Annotated in this window: 16 protein-coding genes; 15 read left to right on the forward strand and 1 reads right to left on the reverse strand. The window is 40.9% G+C overall.

Features of this window, described 5'->3' with window-relative positions:
- Window positions 1-11 precede the first annotated feature (11 nt).
- The 5 genes from rsmG (at window position 12) to FZC88_RS20315 (ending at window position 4,392) form a co-directional block, all read left to right on the forward strand.
- Window positions 12-728 carry a 16S rRNA (guanine(527)-N(7))-methyltransferase RsmG gene (gene rsmG, locus FZC88_RS20295; protein ID WP_148996227.1) on the forward strand — a complete coding sequence of 239 codons (717 nt, stop codon included), beginning with the start codon at window positions 12-14 and terminating at the stop codon, window positions 726-728.
- 118 nt (window positions 729-846) lie between these two features.
- Window positions 847-1,710, forward strand: a complete 864-nt coding sequence (gene noc, locus FZC88_RS20300) for a nucleoid occlusion protein (protein ID WP_148996228.1) — start codon at window positions 847-849, stop codon at window positions 1,708-1,710.
- Between the two features lie 223 nt (window positions 1,711-1,933).
- On the forward strand, window positions 1,934-2,695 hold the full coding sequence (locus FZC88_RS20305) for a ParA family protein (RefSeq protein WP_148970551.1): 762 nt from the start codon (window positions 1,934-1,936) through the stop codon (window positions 2,693-2,695).
- Complete coding sequence (locus FZC88_RS20310) at window positions 2,688-3,527, forward strand: ParB/RepB/Spo0J family partition protein (protein WP_148970552.1); 840 nt, start codon at window positions 2,688-2,690, stop codon at window positions 3,525-3,527. The genes FZC88_RS20305 and FZC88_RS20310 overlap by 8 nt, the downstream gene beginning before the upstream one ends.
- A gap of 151 nt (window positions 3,528-3,678) precedes the next feature.
- Window positions 3,679-4,392 carry a DUF554 domain-containing protein gene (locus FZC88_RS20315; protein WP_148970553.1) on the forward strand — a complete coding sequence of 238 codons (714 nt, stop codon included), beginning with the start codon at window positions 3,679-3,681 and terminating at the stop codon, window positions 4,390-4,392.
- A 47-nt stretch (window positions 4,393-4,439) separates the two neighbouring features.
- Here FZC88_RS20315 and yyaC read toward each other — a convergent pair whose 3' ends face one another.
- Window positions 4,440-5,060 (reverse strand): spore protease YyaC, encoded by a 621-nt coding sequence (gene yyaC / locus FZC88_RS20320; RefSeq protein WP_148996229.1) that lies wholly within the window; start codon window positions 5,058-5,060, stop codon window positions 4,440-4,442.
- 260 nt (window positions 5,061-5,320) lie between these two features.
- On the opposite strand from yyaC, the gene FZC88_RS20325 reads away from it, so the two are divergent.
- The 10 genes from FZC88_RS20325 (at window position 5,321) to rplI (ending at window position 15,123) form a co-directional block, all read left to right on the forward strand.
- Window positions 5,321-6,259 (forward strand): mechanosensitive ion channel family protein, encoded by a 939-nt coding sequence (locus FZC88_RS20325; RefSeq protein WP_148996230.1) that lies wholly within the window; start codon window positions 5,321-5,323, stop codon window positions 6,257-6,259.
- Between the two features lie 14 nt (window positions 6,260-6,273).
- Window positions 6,274-6,474: a DUF951 domain-containing protein gene (locus tag FZC88_RS20330; RefSeq protein WP_148996231.1), complete on the forward strand. Its 201-nt coding sequence runs from the start codon at window positions 6,274-6,276 to the stop codon at window positions 6,472-6,474.
- Between the two features lie 244 nt (window positions 6,475-6,718).
- Window positions 6,719-7,819, forward strand: coding sequence for a redox-regulated ATPase YchF (ychF, locus tag FZC88_RS20335; protein ID WP_148996232.1), 1,101 nt, complete (start codon window positions 6,719-6,721; stop codon window positions 7,817-7,819).
- A gap of 164 nt (window positions 7,820-7,983) precedes the next feature.
- Window positions 7,984-8,271, forward strand: coding sequence for a 30S ribosomal protein S6 (gene rpsF / locus FZC88_RS20340; protein WP_034764776.1), 288 nt, complete (start codon window positions 7,984-7,986; stop codon window positions 8,269-8,271).
- A gap of 79 nt (window positions 8,272-8,350) precedes the next feature.
- Window positions 8,351-8,866 (forward strand): single-stranded DNA-binding protein, encoded by a 516-nt coding sequence (gene ssb / locus FZC88_RS20345; protein WP_034764778.1) that lies wholly within the window; start codon window positions 8,351-8,353, stop codon window positions 8,864-8,866.
- A 41-nt stretch (window positions 8,867-8,907) separates the two neighbouring features.
- Window positions 8,908-9,144, forward strand: coding sequence for a 30S ribosomal protein S18 (gene rpsR / locus FZC88_RS20350; RefSeq protein WP_034764780.1), 237 nt, complete (start codon window positions 8,908-8,910; stop codon window positions 9,142-9,144).
- A 226-nt stretch (window positions 9,145-9,370) separates the two neighbouring features.
- Window positions 9,371-11,431, forward strand: a complete 2,061-nt coding sequence (locus FZC88_RS20355; RefSeq protein ID WP_148996233.1) for a methyl-accepting chemotaxis protein — start codon at window positions 9,371-9,373, stop codon at window positions 11,429-11,431.
- Between the two features lie 325 nt (window positions 11,432-11,756).
- Complete coding sequence (locus FZC88_RS20360; protein WP_148996234.1) at window positions 11,757-12,680, forward strand: YybS family protein; 924 nt, start codon at window positions 11,757-11,759, stop codon at window positions 12,678-12,680.
- A gap of 26 nt (window positions 12,681-12,706) precedes the next feature.
- Complete coding sequence (locus FZC88_RS20365) at window positions 12,707-14,680, forward strand: DHH family phosphoesterase (protein WP_148996235.1); 1,974 nt, start codon at window positions 12,707-12,709, stop codon at window positions 14,678-14,680.
- Window positions 14,677-15,123: a 50S ribosomal protein L9 gene (rplI, locus tag FZC88_RS20370; RefSeq protein WP_148970560.1), complete on the forward strand. Its 447-nt coding sequence runs from the start codon at window positions 14,677-14,679 to the stop codon at window positions 15,121-15,123. The genes FZC88_RS20365 and rplI overlap by 4 nt, the downstream gene beginning before the upstream one ends.
- Window positions 15,124-15,212: the final 89 nt, after the last annotated feature.

Raw genomic sequence — 15,212 nt, forward strand, 5'->3', positions numbered from 1 at the left:
AGGATAATTTCATGAATGTAAATGAATTTCAATCAATGCTTGAGGAGAAGGGTATCTCCCTTTCTCCTCAGCAATTAACTCAGTTTGAGCGCTATTATGAATTGTTGGTTGAATGGAATGAAAAAATGAACCTGACGGCCATCACTGAAAAGGAAGATGTGTATTTAAAGCATTTTTACGATTCAATCAGTGCAGCTTTTTATGTTGATTTCACGCAGGTGACAACTCTTTGTGATGTTGGGGCAGGAGCCGGTTTTCCGAGTATCCCTCTTAAAATATGCTACCCGCACTTACATATCTCGATTGTTGACTCCTTGAACAAGCGGATTACGTTCTTAAACCATTTATCAGATGAGTTAGGACTTGAAAACACGAATTTCTATCATGATCGAGCTGAGACTTTTGGTAAAAACAAGGATCATCGTGAAAAGTATGATATGGTTACAGCAAGAGCTGTAGCCAGAATGTCTGTATTAAGTGAACTATGTTTGCCACTTGTTAAAAAGGGCGGCTTATTCGTAGCGATGAAGGCTTCAAATGTGAAAGAGGAGCTATCCAATGCGAAGAAAGCCATTGGCATGCTGGGTGGACAAACAGATAAAATGTATTCCTTCTTCTTACCGGAAGAGGAAAGCGAACGAAATATCGTGAAGATCGACAAAGTGAAAGAAACGCCTAACAAATATCCCAGAAAACCTGGGACACCCAATAAATTACCGTTGGAATAATATGGGGATGTCTCCTGCCGTGACAGTAACAATACTTTGAAAATCTCAGCACAGGCAGGAACTTGCCATATTTTAGAGAATATTACTAAAGGGAGTTTCTTAAAGGTGGTGTAGGAAGATGAAGCATCCTTTCTCTCGTTTTTTTGGCCTAGGTGAAAAGGAGCAAGATGTTGAATCTGAAGAATCAAATGTAGTGGAAGAAGATCGAGATGAAGTGAAAAAGATACCCGTCTCACAAATCATCCCTAATCGCTTTCAACCAAGAACAGTGTTCAATGATGAAAAGATAGAAGAGTTATCCAGAACGATTCATACTCATGGTATTATCCAACCGATTGTGGTTAGACAATACGATGATGAGCAGTTTGAAATCATTGCAGGTGAACGTCGATACAGAGCCGTTCAAAAGCTTGGCTGGGACACCGTACCAGCCATTGTAAAGAATCTTAATGATACAGAAACAGCTTCTGTTGCATTAATTGAAAACTTACAAAGAGAAGAGCTCTCTCCTATAGAAGAAGCCATTGCGTATGGAAAACTGTTGGAGTTACATGATTTAACCCAAGAAGCCCTTGCTCAACGCTTAGGAAAAGGACAATCGACTGTGGCGAACAAGCTTCGTCTCCTAAAGCTTCCAGAAGAAATTCAATCAGCCTTATTAGATAAACTGATTACAGAACGTCACGCCAGGGCTTTGATTCCTCTGAAGAATGCAGAAAAGCAAATTCAGCTCCTTCAAGAAGTCATTGAAAAAAGCTTGAATGTCAAACAAACCGAAGACCGGGTTGTGAAAATGCAAGAAGGAACGACTCAAAAGCCAAAATCGAAACGTAAAGCATTCAGTAAGGATATGAGAATAGCTGTGAATACGATTCGTCAATCTCTCTCCATGGTATCGGACAGCGGAATCAATCTGGACTCTGAAGAAGAAGAGCATGAGGAATTCTATCAATTCACCATCCGTATTCCTAAAAAAAAATAGATTCGTAGTCTAAAAGTGAGAAACATCTCGGATTGGTTTCTCACTTTTTTTGTTGTCGAATCAGAGGATTTACAATCGATTCATGACGAATGAACAGTTCATAATTACCTGTTTTTAGAAACATGAAAAATTGACAGACAATTAACAAGGAATTTTGATAGAATAGAAGAATACTGTGAAAAAATTTAGTGAATCTTAGGAAGTCAAAAGGTAGGTGACAACCTTGGGCAGAATAGTAGCCGTTACAAACCAAAAAGGTGGAGTGGGAAAGACCACAACATCCGTCAATTTGGGGGCTTGCTTAGCTTATATAGGGAAAAAGGTTTTACTGGTAGACATTGATCCCCAAGGAAACGCCACTAGTGGTGTAGGTGTGGAAAAAGGGGATGTCCAGCAGTGCATATATGATGTGCTGGTAGATGATGTGGATGTCAGAGAAACGATTAAACAATCAAAAGTTGAGAATTTATCCATTGTACCTGCAACGATTTCATTGGCGGGGGCAGAAATTGAACTTGTTCCAACCATCTCCCGTGAAGTGCGTTTAAAGAAAGCATTGGAAAAAGTGAAAGACGAATTTGATTATATTATCATTGATTGTCCGCCGTCTTTAGGGTTATTGACAATCAATGCGTTAACAGCCTCAGATGCTGTCGTCATACCGGTTCAATGCGAATATTATGCTCTGGAAGGATTAAGTCAGCTATTGAGTACCGTTCGTTTAGTTCAGAAGCATCTGAATCATGACCTTATGATCGATGGTGTGCTCCTTACGATGCTTGATGCGAGAACCAATCTGGGAATCCAGGTCATAGAAGAAGTCAAAAAATACTTTCAAGATAAAGTGTATCGCACAATTATTCCTCGTAACGTTCGTTTAAGTGAAGCGCCCAGTCATGGTGAACCGATCATCATCTATGATGCAAAGTCCAGGGGAGCAGAAGTTTATTTAGAACTAGCAAAGGAAGTGGCGGCGAATGGCTAAAGGTTTAGGAAAGGGCCTCAATGCTCTCTTTACCAATATCCAAACAACTCAAAATGAAGAGTCCGTGCAAGAAGTGAGCCTGAAAGAAATACGGCCGAATCCATATCAGCCACGAAAGATCTTTGAGCCGCAAGCAATTGAAGAACTAAAGGATTCGATCTTAGAACACGGAATCCTGCAGCCGATCATTGTGCGTAAAACGATCAAAGGGTATGAAATTGTCGTTGGGGAACGCCGTTATCGTGCAGCCAAAGCGGCTAAATTAGAATCGGCTCCTGTCGTGGTCCGGGAATTGAATGAGCAACAAATGATGGAGCTTGCCGTATTAGAAAACCTTCAACGTGAAGACCTGACACCGATCGAAGAAGGCGCAGCTTATCAAATGCTGATGGATAAGCTAAAGCTCACTCAGGAGGAATTAGCGAAGAGGTTGGGTAAGAGCAGACCTCATATTGCCAATCACATTCGCTTACTATCCCTCCCTGCTCCTATTCAGGAACTTATCTCAGAAGGTAAGTTAACGATGGGACATGGACGTGCACTCCTTGGGTTGAAAAATAAGAAGAATCTATCAACGGTTGTCAATCGTATCCTTAAAGAATCATTAAACGTTCGCCAATTAGAAAAAATCATTCAAGAACTGAATGAGAATGTTCCACGTGAAACAAAAAAGACAGAGCGTAAAGATGTTTTCATTCAGGAACAGGAATCCCTTCTGCGCGAACGCTTCGGGACAACGGTCACGATTAAACAATCAAAGAAAAAAGGAAAAATCGAGCTCGAATTTTTTTCGAAAGAAGACCTCGATCGTATTTTGGAATTATTGCAGTAACGATTTGGGAAAAGGACTGGCTTAAAAAGGTATACTTATACCTATTAAGCCAGTCCTCTTCCATATGGTACATAGAAGATACACTATTCTTTGGGAAATAATCATTTAAAAAGCAGGAATCAGAATTTTTCAGACAGATAAGGAGAACGTCATGGTACTATTAGGAACGCTGGTAAATGGAGTATGTATTATCATCGGAACTCTCCTGGGTAAAGTCCTTCATCGCATCCCGGAAGACATGAAGGGAACTGTCATGAAAGCGATTGGTTTAGCCGTCATCGTCCTTGGGTTACAGATGGGATTGAAAAGTGAAAATTTTCTCATTGTCATCATCAGCCTGGCACTCGGTGCTGCATGGGGAGAGTGGATGAACCTGGAGGACAAGCTTAACTCATTGGGTAACTGGTTGGAAAAGAAGCTGGGCAGTAATAAAGAAACATCCATTTCTCAAGGGTTTGTCACAGCTACCCTTATTTTTGTTATTGGAGCAATGGCTGTGATAGGTGCATTGGATAGCGGCATCAGGGGCGATCATGATGTTCTGCTGACAAAGTCGATCATTGATGGCTTTACATCACTGATCCTAACGACTACACTAGGAATTGGTGTCATGTTTTCGGCGATCCCTGTCGTCCTTTATCAAGGATTCATTGCCCTGTTTGCGACTCAAATTCATCAGTGGGTTCCAAAAGAACTGATGGATACCTATATTGTAGAGATGACCTCAACGGGAGGAATCATGATATTTGCGATTGGTCTCAATCTCCTCGGTGTAACAAAGATCAGAGTCGCCAATTTACTTCCCGGAATCATCGTAGTGGGATTAGTCGTAGGAATCATATACGCATACCAACTCTATATGTAATAAGTGAAAAGGGAGATGACCCGGAACGTATCTGGATCATCTCCCTTTTATTGCTGTAATTCCTCCCGCCATTTTTCAATACTGACGGCGTTGCGGCGTTCCACTGAATCGCCTGCCAGCACAATGGCCTCGGCAATCGTCTTGGCCATTTTCATCACAAGATTCAAACGTGTATTTTGTAACACAAAGAATTCCATAAATCCACTTACATTCACGATTCCGGTCAGGTGAATCTCACCAACCTCTGGTAACTCTTTATTTACGCCGGCACCAGGTTTTAATGGTCCCTCACTTAATTGAATGGCGCCGACACTTTTTAATCGACCGAGACAGGCATCTACACCGATAATAAAAGGATTGATATGTTTAGCGGCAATTTGACCGAGCTTCTCTTCCAGGTTTACTGCATGGATCGGATCATCCAACGTTCCATAGACATGAAATGGTTTGATACCTTGTTCTTCTATTAAGCTTCCAACTAATGGGCCTAATGAATCCCCTGTTGAACGGTCTGTGCCAATACATACGAAAACAATGGGTCTTGTACGATAGTAAGTGGGAAGCATCGACGACAATTGAACGGAAAGATCCTGTGCCGCACGCTCTTCCTGATGAAGGACTCTAAAGGGTTCAGATCTTCGTTCAAATAGTCCTTTTTTTAGATTCATCGCTTCCACTCCTTTGGATATGTTTAAAGGGAATTTTATAGTGAACATACTTTGTCGGACTGACTACCATAATCATATTTTCTAAGTATTATCAGTATACGGACGATTTCTTTTTTTCATACATAATATGGTTGGATTTTTCATAAAATAAAAATTTTCTATAAACTATAGTAATATGAGGTTATATCTACACAAGGAGAGGGAAAGTTGATAAAATAAGGAATACTTCTTATTGAATGATAAGTGGAGGTTCGGTATATATGTCGAGTACTAAAACAGAAGTTGAAGAAACAGTAGACAAAATAAAAGATAGTGAAGCAGCTCAAAAACTTATAGATAATGAATTATGGATTGCCCTGGGATCAGGTGCGATAAAAATTGTGGCGATCATGGTCTTCACCTATATCGCTCTAAGGCTGGGAAGGTCAGCCATTCGAAATGTGTTCAGGGTCCGGTCCCGTTCACCTCTTAAGTTTACGGAGCGTCGCGAAGCCACGTTATCGAAACTATTAGAGAATGTATTGACCTATGTGATTTATTTCATTAGTTTAATGACGATTTTATCGACTCTTGATATTGATGTGAAAGGGCTGATTGCCGGTGCCGGGATTGTCGGTCTGGCGGTAGGTTTCGGTGCACAAAACCTTGTTCGGGACATCATCACGGGTTTCTTTATTATATTCGAGGACCAGTTTTCAGTCGGTGACTATGTTCGAATTGGTTCTGCTGAAGGTACTGTTGAAGAAATCGGCCTTCGTACGACAAAGATCAAGAGCTGGACCGGGGAATTACATATCTTCCCCAATGGTAATATTACAGAAGTAACGAACTTCTCCATTCACAACAGCATTGCGGTCGTAGATGTCAGTATTGCCTATGAAGAAAATATAGAAGAAGCAGAGAAAGTGATGCAGGAGCTTCTCCTTGCTTTACCGCAAAAGTATGAAGATCTGGTGAATCCACCTGAACTGTTGGGTGTTCAAACCCTGGGAGCTTCAGATGTGGTCATTCGGATCGTGGCTGAAACGGTTCCGATGAGACATTGGTATATGGCAAGAATGATCCGTAAAGAGGTTAAACTATGCCTGGATGAGCATGGTATCGAAATTCCATTCCCTCGTATGGTGATGTATTCACGTCAGGATCAGGAAGATATCCAACCCCGTGAAGAAAAACAAAGAAAACTTGAAAGCGAATAAGGAGGAGAAATCCAGTGGAGCCCAAGACATTCACATTAAATGATATTGTAGAAATGAAAAAGCCGCATCCATGTGGTACGAACCGCTGGAAAGTGATCCGTATGGGAATGGATATTCGCATCAAATGTGTTGGATGCGGTCACAGCGTCATGATTCCCAGAAAAGATTTTGCGAAAAAAATGAAAAAAGTCATCAGCAGCGGCGAGGAAGGATAAGTATTCTTTTTTTACCCATATTTCTTTTGACCTAATCCATCCTATGGTTAAATTGCCAAGGTTTAAGAGCATTCAGTCGGTTTCAGTCGATTGGATGCTCTTTTTAGTAAGCCATGCCGATGCCTGAAGCTTCACTTGTCTTTTCCCTCTATTATCTCTATAATTGTGAAAGGTTCGACCGTTTACTTATTTTCGATCTTACATGATTTTTAATAGATAAGAATTTAGATGAGGAGTGACCATAATGGCTTTAACAGCTGGTATTGTTGGATTACCTAACGTAGGGAAGTCCACTTTATTTAATGCAATTACAAAAGCAGGTGCAGAATCTGCCAACTATCCTTTCTGTACAATTGATCCGAACGTAGGAATTGTAGAAGTTCCCGATCACCGTTTAGATAAATTAACAGAGCTTGTAGAACCGAAGAAGACGGTTCCCACTGCCTTTGAATTCACGGATATCGCCGGGATTGTAAAAGGAGCGAGTAAAGGAGAAGGATTAGGGAATAAATTCTTATCTCATATTCGCCAAGTGGATGCAATCTGTCAGGTTGTGCGTTGTTTTGCGGATGATAATATCACACACGTTTCAGGTAAAGTAGATCCGATTGCGGATATTGAAGTCATCAACCTGGAATTGATCTTAGCTGACCTTGAAACAGTGGATAAGCGTCTCGCCAGAGTTCAGAAAATGGCCAAGCAAAAAGATAAAGAAGCAGTATTTGAGCATGATATCCTTGTGAAAATCAAAGAAGCTCTTGAAGCGGAGCAGCCGGCACGTACGGTTGAGTTCTCAGATGAACAAATGAAGCTTGTGAAACAGCTACACCTTCTGACTTCAAAGCCTGTATTATATGTAGCAAACGTAAGTGAAGATGAAATTGCCGACCCTTCTGACAACGAATATGTTCAAAAAGTATGTGAATTCGCTAAAGAAGACAATGCAGAAGTGATTGTTGTCTGCGCGAAAATCGAATCTGAAATTGCTGAGCTTGATGATGAAGAAAAAGCAATGTTCCTGGAAGAGCTGGGGATTGAAGAATCCGGTTTAGATCAGCTGATCCGCGCTACCTATTCTTTATTAGGACTGGCTACGTACTTCACAGCCGGCGTTCAAGAGGTCCGCGCCTGGACATTCCGTGAAGGGATGAAAGCTCCACAATGTGCCGGAGTCATCCATACCGACTTCGAAAGAGGCTTCATCCGTGCCGAAACAGTTTCCTATGAAGACCTTGTGGAAGCCGGAACAATGGGTGCAGCCCGTGAAGCAGGAAAAGTGCGATTAGAAGGTAAAGAATACCTCGTAAAAGACGGAGACATCATTCACTTCCGTTTTAATGTATAAATTTGTGAATGAAAGACTAGAGTTTCGATTCTAGTCTTTTTTTTACGTCATATTGCAATAATAGATAACCTGTGCTATAATTTTATTTCGTGAGTAATGAACGCATTGCTCCTTGTTCTTTCACAAAGAAAGGACCGCATAGACCACGAGGAGGTGACATTCAGATGAGAAAGTACGAAGTTATGTACATTGTCCGCCCAAACATTGACGACGAGTCAAAGAAAGCAGTAGTTGAGCGTTTCGATAACGTTTTAACAACTAACGGCGCGGAAATCATCGAGTCAAAAGATTGGGGTAAACGTCGTTTAGCGTATGAAATCAACGATTTTCGTGATGGTTTCTATCAACTAGTTAAGATGAGCGCTACTTCTGATGCAGTTAACGAATTCGATCGTTTAGCTAAAATCAGCGATGATATTATCCGTCATATCGTTGTTAAAGAAGAAGAATAATCCGTACGTTTTTTAAGATATACACTTCTATCATCTGTTTCACATGAAACAGTAAACTAGAAGGAAGGGGTTGATTCTGATGATGAACCGAGTTGTATTAGTAGGGCGTTTAACCAAAGACCCTGAATTAAAATATACTCCAAGTGGAGTGGCTGTTGCTTCGTTTACACTGGCTGTCAATCGTAGTTTTACGAATCAATCAGGAGAACGGGAAGCAGATTTTATTAACTGCGTTGTATGGCGTCGCCCTGCAGAGAATGTAGCAAACTTTCTTAAAAAAGGCAGCTTAGCTGGCGTTGACGGTCGTATTCAAACACGTAATTTCGAAGGACAGGATGGACGCCGTGTGTTTATGACGGAAGTTGTAGCAGAAAGCGTTCAGTTCTTAGAGCCGCGTAGTGCGAATCAAGGCGATCGTGGAGGAAGTCCGGGCTATTCGGGTGGAGGTCAACGCGACCAAGGAAATCCGTATAGTCAGAATCAGAATCAACAGCGCAACAACAATAATAACAACAACTATACACGTGTAGATGAGGATCCATTTGCAAATGACGGTCAGCCGATCGACATTTCCGATGATGATCTGCCATTCTAAACGAACGATAATGAATCCAAACAAGACAGGAGGCGAAACAAATGGCAGGAGGACGTAGAGGTGGACGTAGACGTCGTAAGGTGTGCTACTTCACAGCAAACGGAATTACACATATCGATTTCAAAGATGTAGATCTTCTTAAGAAATTCGTATCTGAACGTGGAAAAATTCTTCCACGTCGTGTAACTGGAACGAACGCTAAGTACCAACGTAAGTTGACTCGTGCGATCAAGCGCGCTCGTACAATGGCATTACTTCCATACGTTACTGGTGAATAATATCATCGGCTAAAGCAGCAGAGACTTGTCTCTGCTGCTTTTTTTTATGCCGTTTTTTAAACGGTGTGTATGAGATCTAACCTTCATCTGCTAAGTACCTCTTCGATTATCCTGTCCATCTTCACTTTGTTCTTGTAAATTCCCCTATACCTATAAAGAAATGGTGGAAAATGTCGATGAATAAGTGTATATATAGATAGTTTTGGCAGTTAGAGGGGGAATTTATGTGAAAAAGAAAAACACAAGGAAACAGGTGGAACGAAAGAAGGGCTTTCTTCTATCATCCATTAGAATGAAGCTTATTGTAATCATATCCATTCTATTTATGGTTTCTTTAGCTATTATTATTTCAATTACAAGCTTGCAGACGAGAATGAAAACAGAGAAAGAGGTCATTGACCAAACTCAAGGGATTGTAGGAGAGCTAAATAATTCAGTGCAACTCTTTCTTGGACAATACGAAAAGAGTATTGATCAATATTCAATTTCCAACTCGTTAAAAGATTATGCAAAAGCACAATTGCAAACAGAATCTGCTGGTGAAAATACAGAGCTATTTGCCAATATTCAATCTGATTTTGATAATTACTTAAGCCTTTATGGGGAAGCTACTTCTATTTATTTCGCTTCACCAAATAAGAAATTGAAAATCGTTCCATCCGTCTCTCTGCCAAGTGACTTTGATCCAACAAGCAGGGATTGGTATAAAAACGCTGAGGAAGTAAGGGCTGGCGTGGTGTGGAGCGATCCTTACGTAGATACTGCAACGGAAGAATATATCATTACAGCCTCCAGAGCGATTGTTTCAGATAATAAAGTAGTAGGCGTTCTCGGTGTCGATATTAACTTGACGAAACTTACTGATCGAGTCTCAGAAATGGACATTGGGTTTAATGGCTATCCATTCCTGATTGGACTCGATGGTACAGCCATCGTTCACCCTACTAAGCGGGGGGAAGATCTGTCATCGCTACCTTTCATCGATAAAATGCTGACTTCTGAGAAGGAATCCGATACAATCCGATACGAACTGGACGGTGACGAAAAGGTATTGGTGTATAATACGGTACCCAAGACGAATTGGAAAGTGGGCTCTGCCTATAGTATGGAGGATCTTATTCAGTCATCGAAAGAAATCGAACGATTACTGATCGTGACAGCCCTCATTACTCTGGCTGTCATGTTGGTGTTAGTTGTGTTCATTTCTAATAAAATCACTAAACCAATCAAGCACCTTCAAAAAACGGTAACCGATGTCTCTACTGGAGATTTATCCATTCAGTCTGAAATTAATTCAAAAGATGAGACAGGATTACTAGCGTCCGATTTAAACAAAATGATCGTAAATATGAAAGATACGATACGAGTTGTCCAAGAATCGATTTATAATGTCCGAGAATCAGCTGAGGGATTAAGTGCCGTTTCTGAGGAGACAAATGCTTCAAGTGAAGAGATGGCAAAGGCTGTTTCCGAAATTGCGACAGGGGCTTCTCAGTCAGCAGCAGACTCTGACCGGGCTCATCATCAAACAGAGCAACTAGGAACAAGAATTAATGGAGTCTATGAAAAATCCAAAGCTATGTCTGAGATGGCTGGACAAGCAGATGTCATGAACCAGTCCGGGTTAAACCAGGTAAAAGAATTAGAAAATGCCTATCATTCTTCCAGTGAATACATCTCCTCCATGGAGAAAGTCATCTTTAGTTTGGAAGCAAAGGTGAAGACGATTGAATCGGTCATGGGCACAATAACGGATATTTCTTCTCAAACGAACCTCCTTGCATTAAATGCCAGCATTGAGGCGGCTAGAGCAGGTGAACACGGCAAAGGATTTGCTGTCGTGGCGGAAGAAGTACGAAAGCTTGCGGATCAGTCAGTGAAGGCAACCGAAGAAGTAAAACGAACCATTATAGAAATTCAACAAGGCTCTCATCAAGCGGTTGACGAAATGGTGAAAACGAAGGAGACCTTTGACGTTCAAAATGAAGTGATCCAAAAGACCAATCACGTTTTTGACCAAACCTCACAGTTAATGAAATCCATGCAGGATGAAATTGAAAGAATGTATGAGGAAGTTGGTCAAATCAATCTTGAAAAAGATGAAGTGGTCAACGTGATCCAGATGATGGCTGCTACAGCGGAACAAACGGCTGCTTCCTGCGAGGAAATGAGTGCCTCTACAGAAGAACAAGTAAGGGCCGTCCAATCGGTTACACAAGCTGCTGAACGCTTAACAGACCTAAGTCAAGAGCTTCAGTCTTCAATCGAACGGTTTAAAATTTCATAATATTCATTAGAGGGTGGTCCTGATACATTGCTATTCTTTATCTACTGCGTATACTCCTTTTTAAAGTGAGTGCATACTAGAGTAGATAAAGAAAAGAAGCATGTAGAAGGGCTCCTTCTTTTTTGTTCAAAATGAAGTAAAATGAAAATAATAGTTATTCATATTGACAATTTGGCACAAGTTTAGTGGAAAGTAGCACAACAATGGCGGACATTAAAGAATGCTCGTCACCTTCGGATAAGGACCCGTTAGATGAAATCTATCTCCAAAATTGATATGATAGTGCTATTGCATGTTTTTGAATTTATCGTAAGGAGCGTTTCAATTGAAAAATCCCCGTGTGTTAACGGAAGGTGCGCTTATGCTCGCCATCTTTACTGTTTTACTGTTGTTGGCTTTATATGTTCCGCTAATCGGGACCCTTGCATTTTTCGTATTGCCCCTCCCTCTTATTCTGTTCAGTTCTAAGTATTCGTTACTGAATTCTTTATATGTATTGATCGGATCGTTAGGATTATCCTTCTTGTTTGGAGGGCTCATTGCGCTGCCTGTTGCCTTCATGGTTGCGACAACCGGGGTGGTGATTGGCTGGTGTGTGAAAGCGAAAGTAGATAAAATGAGGCTGTTTATGGCGTCAAGCCTCACACTTGTCATCAATATTGTGATTGGTTTTGTTTTTTCTATCCTACTTTTCAATGTTAATATTATAGAAGATAGCTTAGCTGAATCGAAGGCCGCTTATTATTCTTTACTTGAGAAGATTGGTCAAGAACCGGATAAGAGACTGGTGGAGAGTCTGGAGAACTCCATTGATCTCATTCAGACCTTGATGCCTACTTTGTTTGTGGGAATTGCTGTCGTAATGGCCCTGTTGTTCATGCTGATCAACTTTCCCATAATGAAGCGTTTAGGGAGAGATGTTCCCGTATTTAAACCATTTAGAGAATGGAAGCTTCCTAAGAGTATCCTTTGGTATTATTTACTTACCTTAGTTCTATCCATGATTCTGCAGCCGGAGAAAGGAACGTATGCTTATACGGCCCTTCTTAATGTTCTGTATGTATTGCAAACATTGATGGCGGTACAGGGCTTGTCTTTCCTCTACTTCTTCGCTCATATAAAAGGATGGTCAAAAGGAATTTTGGTATTAATTACAATCATTTCGATTCCTCTTCTTTATCTCGTGCGAATTTTAGGTATAATTGACTTAGGATTTGATCTAAGACAACGCCTACAACGCAAGTCATAGAAATTTAAGGTCCAGGAGCTGAAATCATGCCATCTTATTTTAATAAGCGAATGATCCGCTACCCATTGTACGGTCTTGCTATATTAACAGCTCTATTGTTAGTATCGGTTTCCTTTTACCAATGGATCATTTCGTTAATAGGGTTGATTGTCTTTGGAATCGTGTATTTTCTCGCTTTCTATTTTGAGAGAAGATCGCACGAAGAAACAGAGGAGTATATCTCCACTTTATCCTATCGTGTAAAGCGTGTAGGGGAAGAGGCGTTAATGGAGATGCCCATTGGGATCATGCTGATCAATGATGAATATTACATAGAATGGACGAATCCTTTTCTGGCCTCTTGTTTTAATGAAGATACAGTCGTTGGAAGATCCTTATACGATGTGGCAGAAACTCTAGTTCCATTAATCAAGCAGGAAGTAGATTCAGAAATCGTGACGATTAATGAGAGAAAGTATCATGTCGTATTGAAGCTCAAAGAAAAACTTCTCTATTTCTTTGACGTCACGGAACAAAAAGAAATAGAAAAACAATATCATGATGAACGCACGAATATTGGCATCATCTTTCTAGATAACTATGATGAATTAACGCAAGGGATGGACGATCAAACAAGAAGCAGCTTGAATAGTTTAGTGACGTCCATTCTGAATAAGTGGGCGAAAGAATATGGTGTATTCTTGAAGCGGGTCTCTTCTGAGAGGTTCATCGCCGTCATTAATGAAAAGATCCTTCAAGTATTGGAGAAGGAAAAGTTCGGTATATTGGATGATGTCCGGGATACCACAGCCAAGCAAAATGTCCCCTTGACTTTAAGTATTGGTGTAGGGACTGGGGTTTCTTCCCTGCCTGAACTGGGTACCCTTGCCCAATCAAGCCTGGATCTCGCTTTAGGTCGTGGAGGAGATCAGGTGGCCATTAAGCAAACCAATGGAAAGGTTAAATTCTACGGTGGAAAAACCAATCCAATGGAAAAACGTACCCGTGTACGTGCCAGAGTCATTTCCCATGCACTAAAGGAAATCATGCTCGAAAGTGACAAGGTCATCATTATGGGACATAAACATCCCGACATGGATGCCATTGGAGCTGCCATCGGCATTCGTAAAGTGGCTCAAATGAATCAGCGTGAAGGATACGTTGTCCTAAACTTTAATGAAATTGATAATGGTGTGAAACGATTGATGAAGGAGATAAAAGTAAATTCAGATCTTCATTCCCGATTCATCACCCCTGAGGAAGCAATCGAAATGGCGACAGAGGATACACTGCTCGTGGTCGTCGATACCCACAAGCCGTCCCTGGTCATTGAAGAAAGGCTTCTAAACAAAATGGATAAAGTCGTGGTGATCGATCATCATCGACGTGGCGAAGACTTTATTAAGAACCCATTGCTTGTTTATATGGAGCCATATGCTTCTTCAACAGCAGAACTTGTGACGGAGCTATTGGAATATCAGCCTAAACATGAAAAAATCACGATGCTTGAAGCCACCTCCCTCCTGGCAGGAATCATTGTCGATACGAAGAGCTTTACGCTTCGAACGGGATCGAGGACCTTCGATGCTGCTTCTTATTTAAGGGCACAAGGAGCAGATACCGTATTGGTACAAAAGTTTCTGAAAGAGGATGTCGATACCTATATCAAACGTTCAAGGTTAATCGAATCGGTTAAATTTTTCCGTGAAGGCGTTGCGATTGCGAAAGCAGAGGAGGATGTCATCTATGATCCCGTCTTGATTGCACAGGCAGCGGATACGTTATTGACCATGGATGAAGTGATAGCTTCCTTCGTCATCTCCAAGCGGGATCCGGAAACAATCGGGATCAGTGCCCGTTCTTTAGGTGACGTAAACGTACAAATCATTATGGAAAACTTAAACGGTGGAGGTCATTTAACCAACGCCGCTACTCAAATAAAGCAAGCATCTGTACTAGAAGCTGAAGAACAGCTGAAGGAAGCATTAAATGATTATTTTGAAGGGAGAAAAGAGATATGAAAGTAATTTTCTTAAAAGACGTTAAAGGTAAAGGGAAAAAAGGAGAAGTAAAAAACGTAGCAGATGGCTATGCACATAACTTCTTATTAAAAAAAGGCTTGGCCGTTGAAGCAACAAATGCAAATATGGGTCAGCTAGAGGGTCAAAAGAAGAAAGAAGAGCAACTGGCTCAGGAAGAATTGGAAGAGGCAAAACGATTAAAAGCGACTTTAGAAGAAATCACGGTTGAAATGAAAGCAAAATCCGGTGAAGGTGGTCGTTTATTCGGTTCCATCACAAGCAAGCAAATTGCGGATGGGTTGAAAAAAGCACATGACATCAAAATCGATAAACGTAAAATTGAAATGAACGATGCCATTCGTGCCCTAGGCTATACGAATGTCCCTGTGAAGCTTCATACGGATGTTTCAGCTACCTTAAAGGTACATGTAACAGAAGAGTAAGATTTTATCAGAGAAAATATACGAAATTTGGTAACTTCATTTTGAGAAAAACATGTTAAAATGAATATAGCTTGATAAAAAATGTGATC

Source organism: Rossellomorea aquimaris (assembly GCF_008180865.1).
GTDB classification, from domain to species: domain Bacteria; phylum Bacillota; class Bacilli; order Bacillales; family Bacillaceae_B; genus Rossellomorea; species Rossellomorea yichunensis.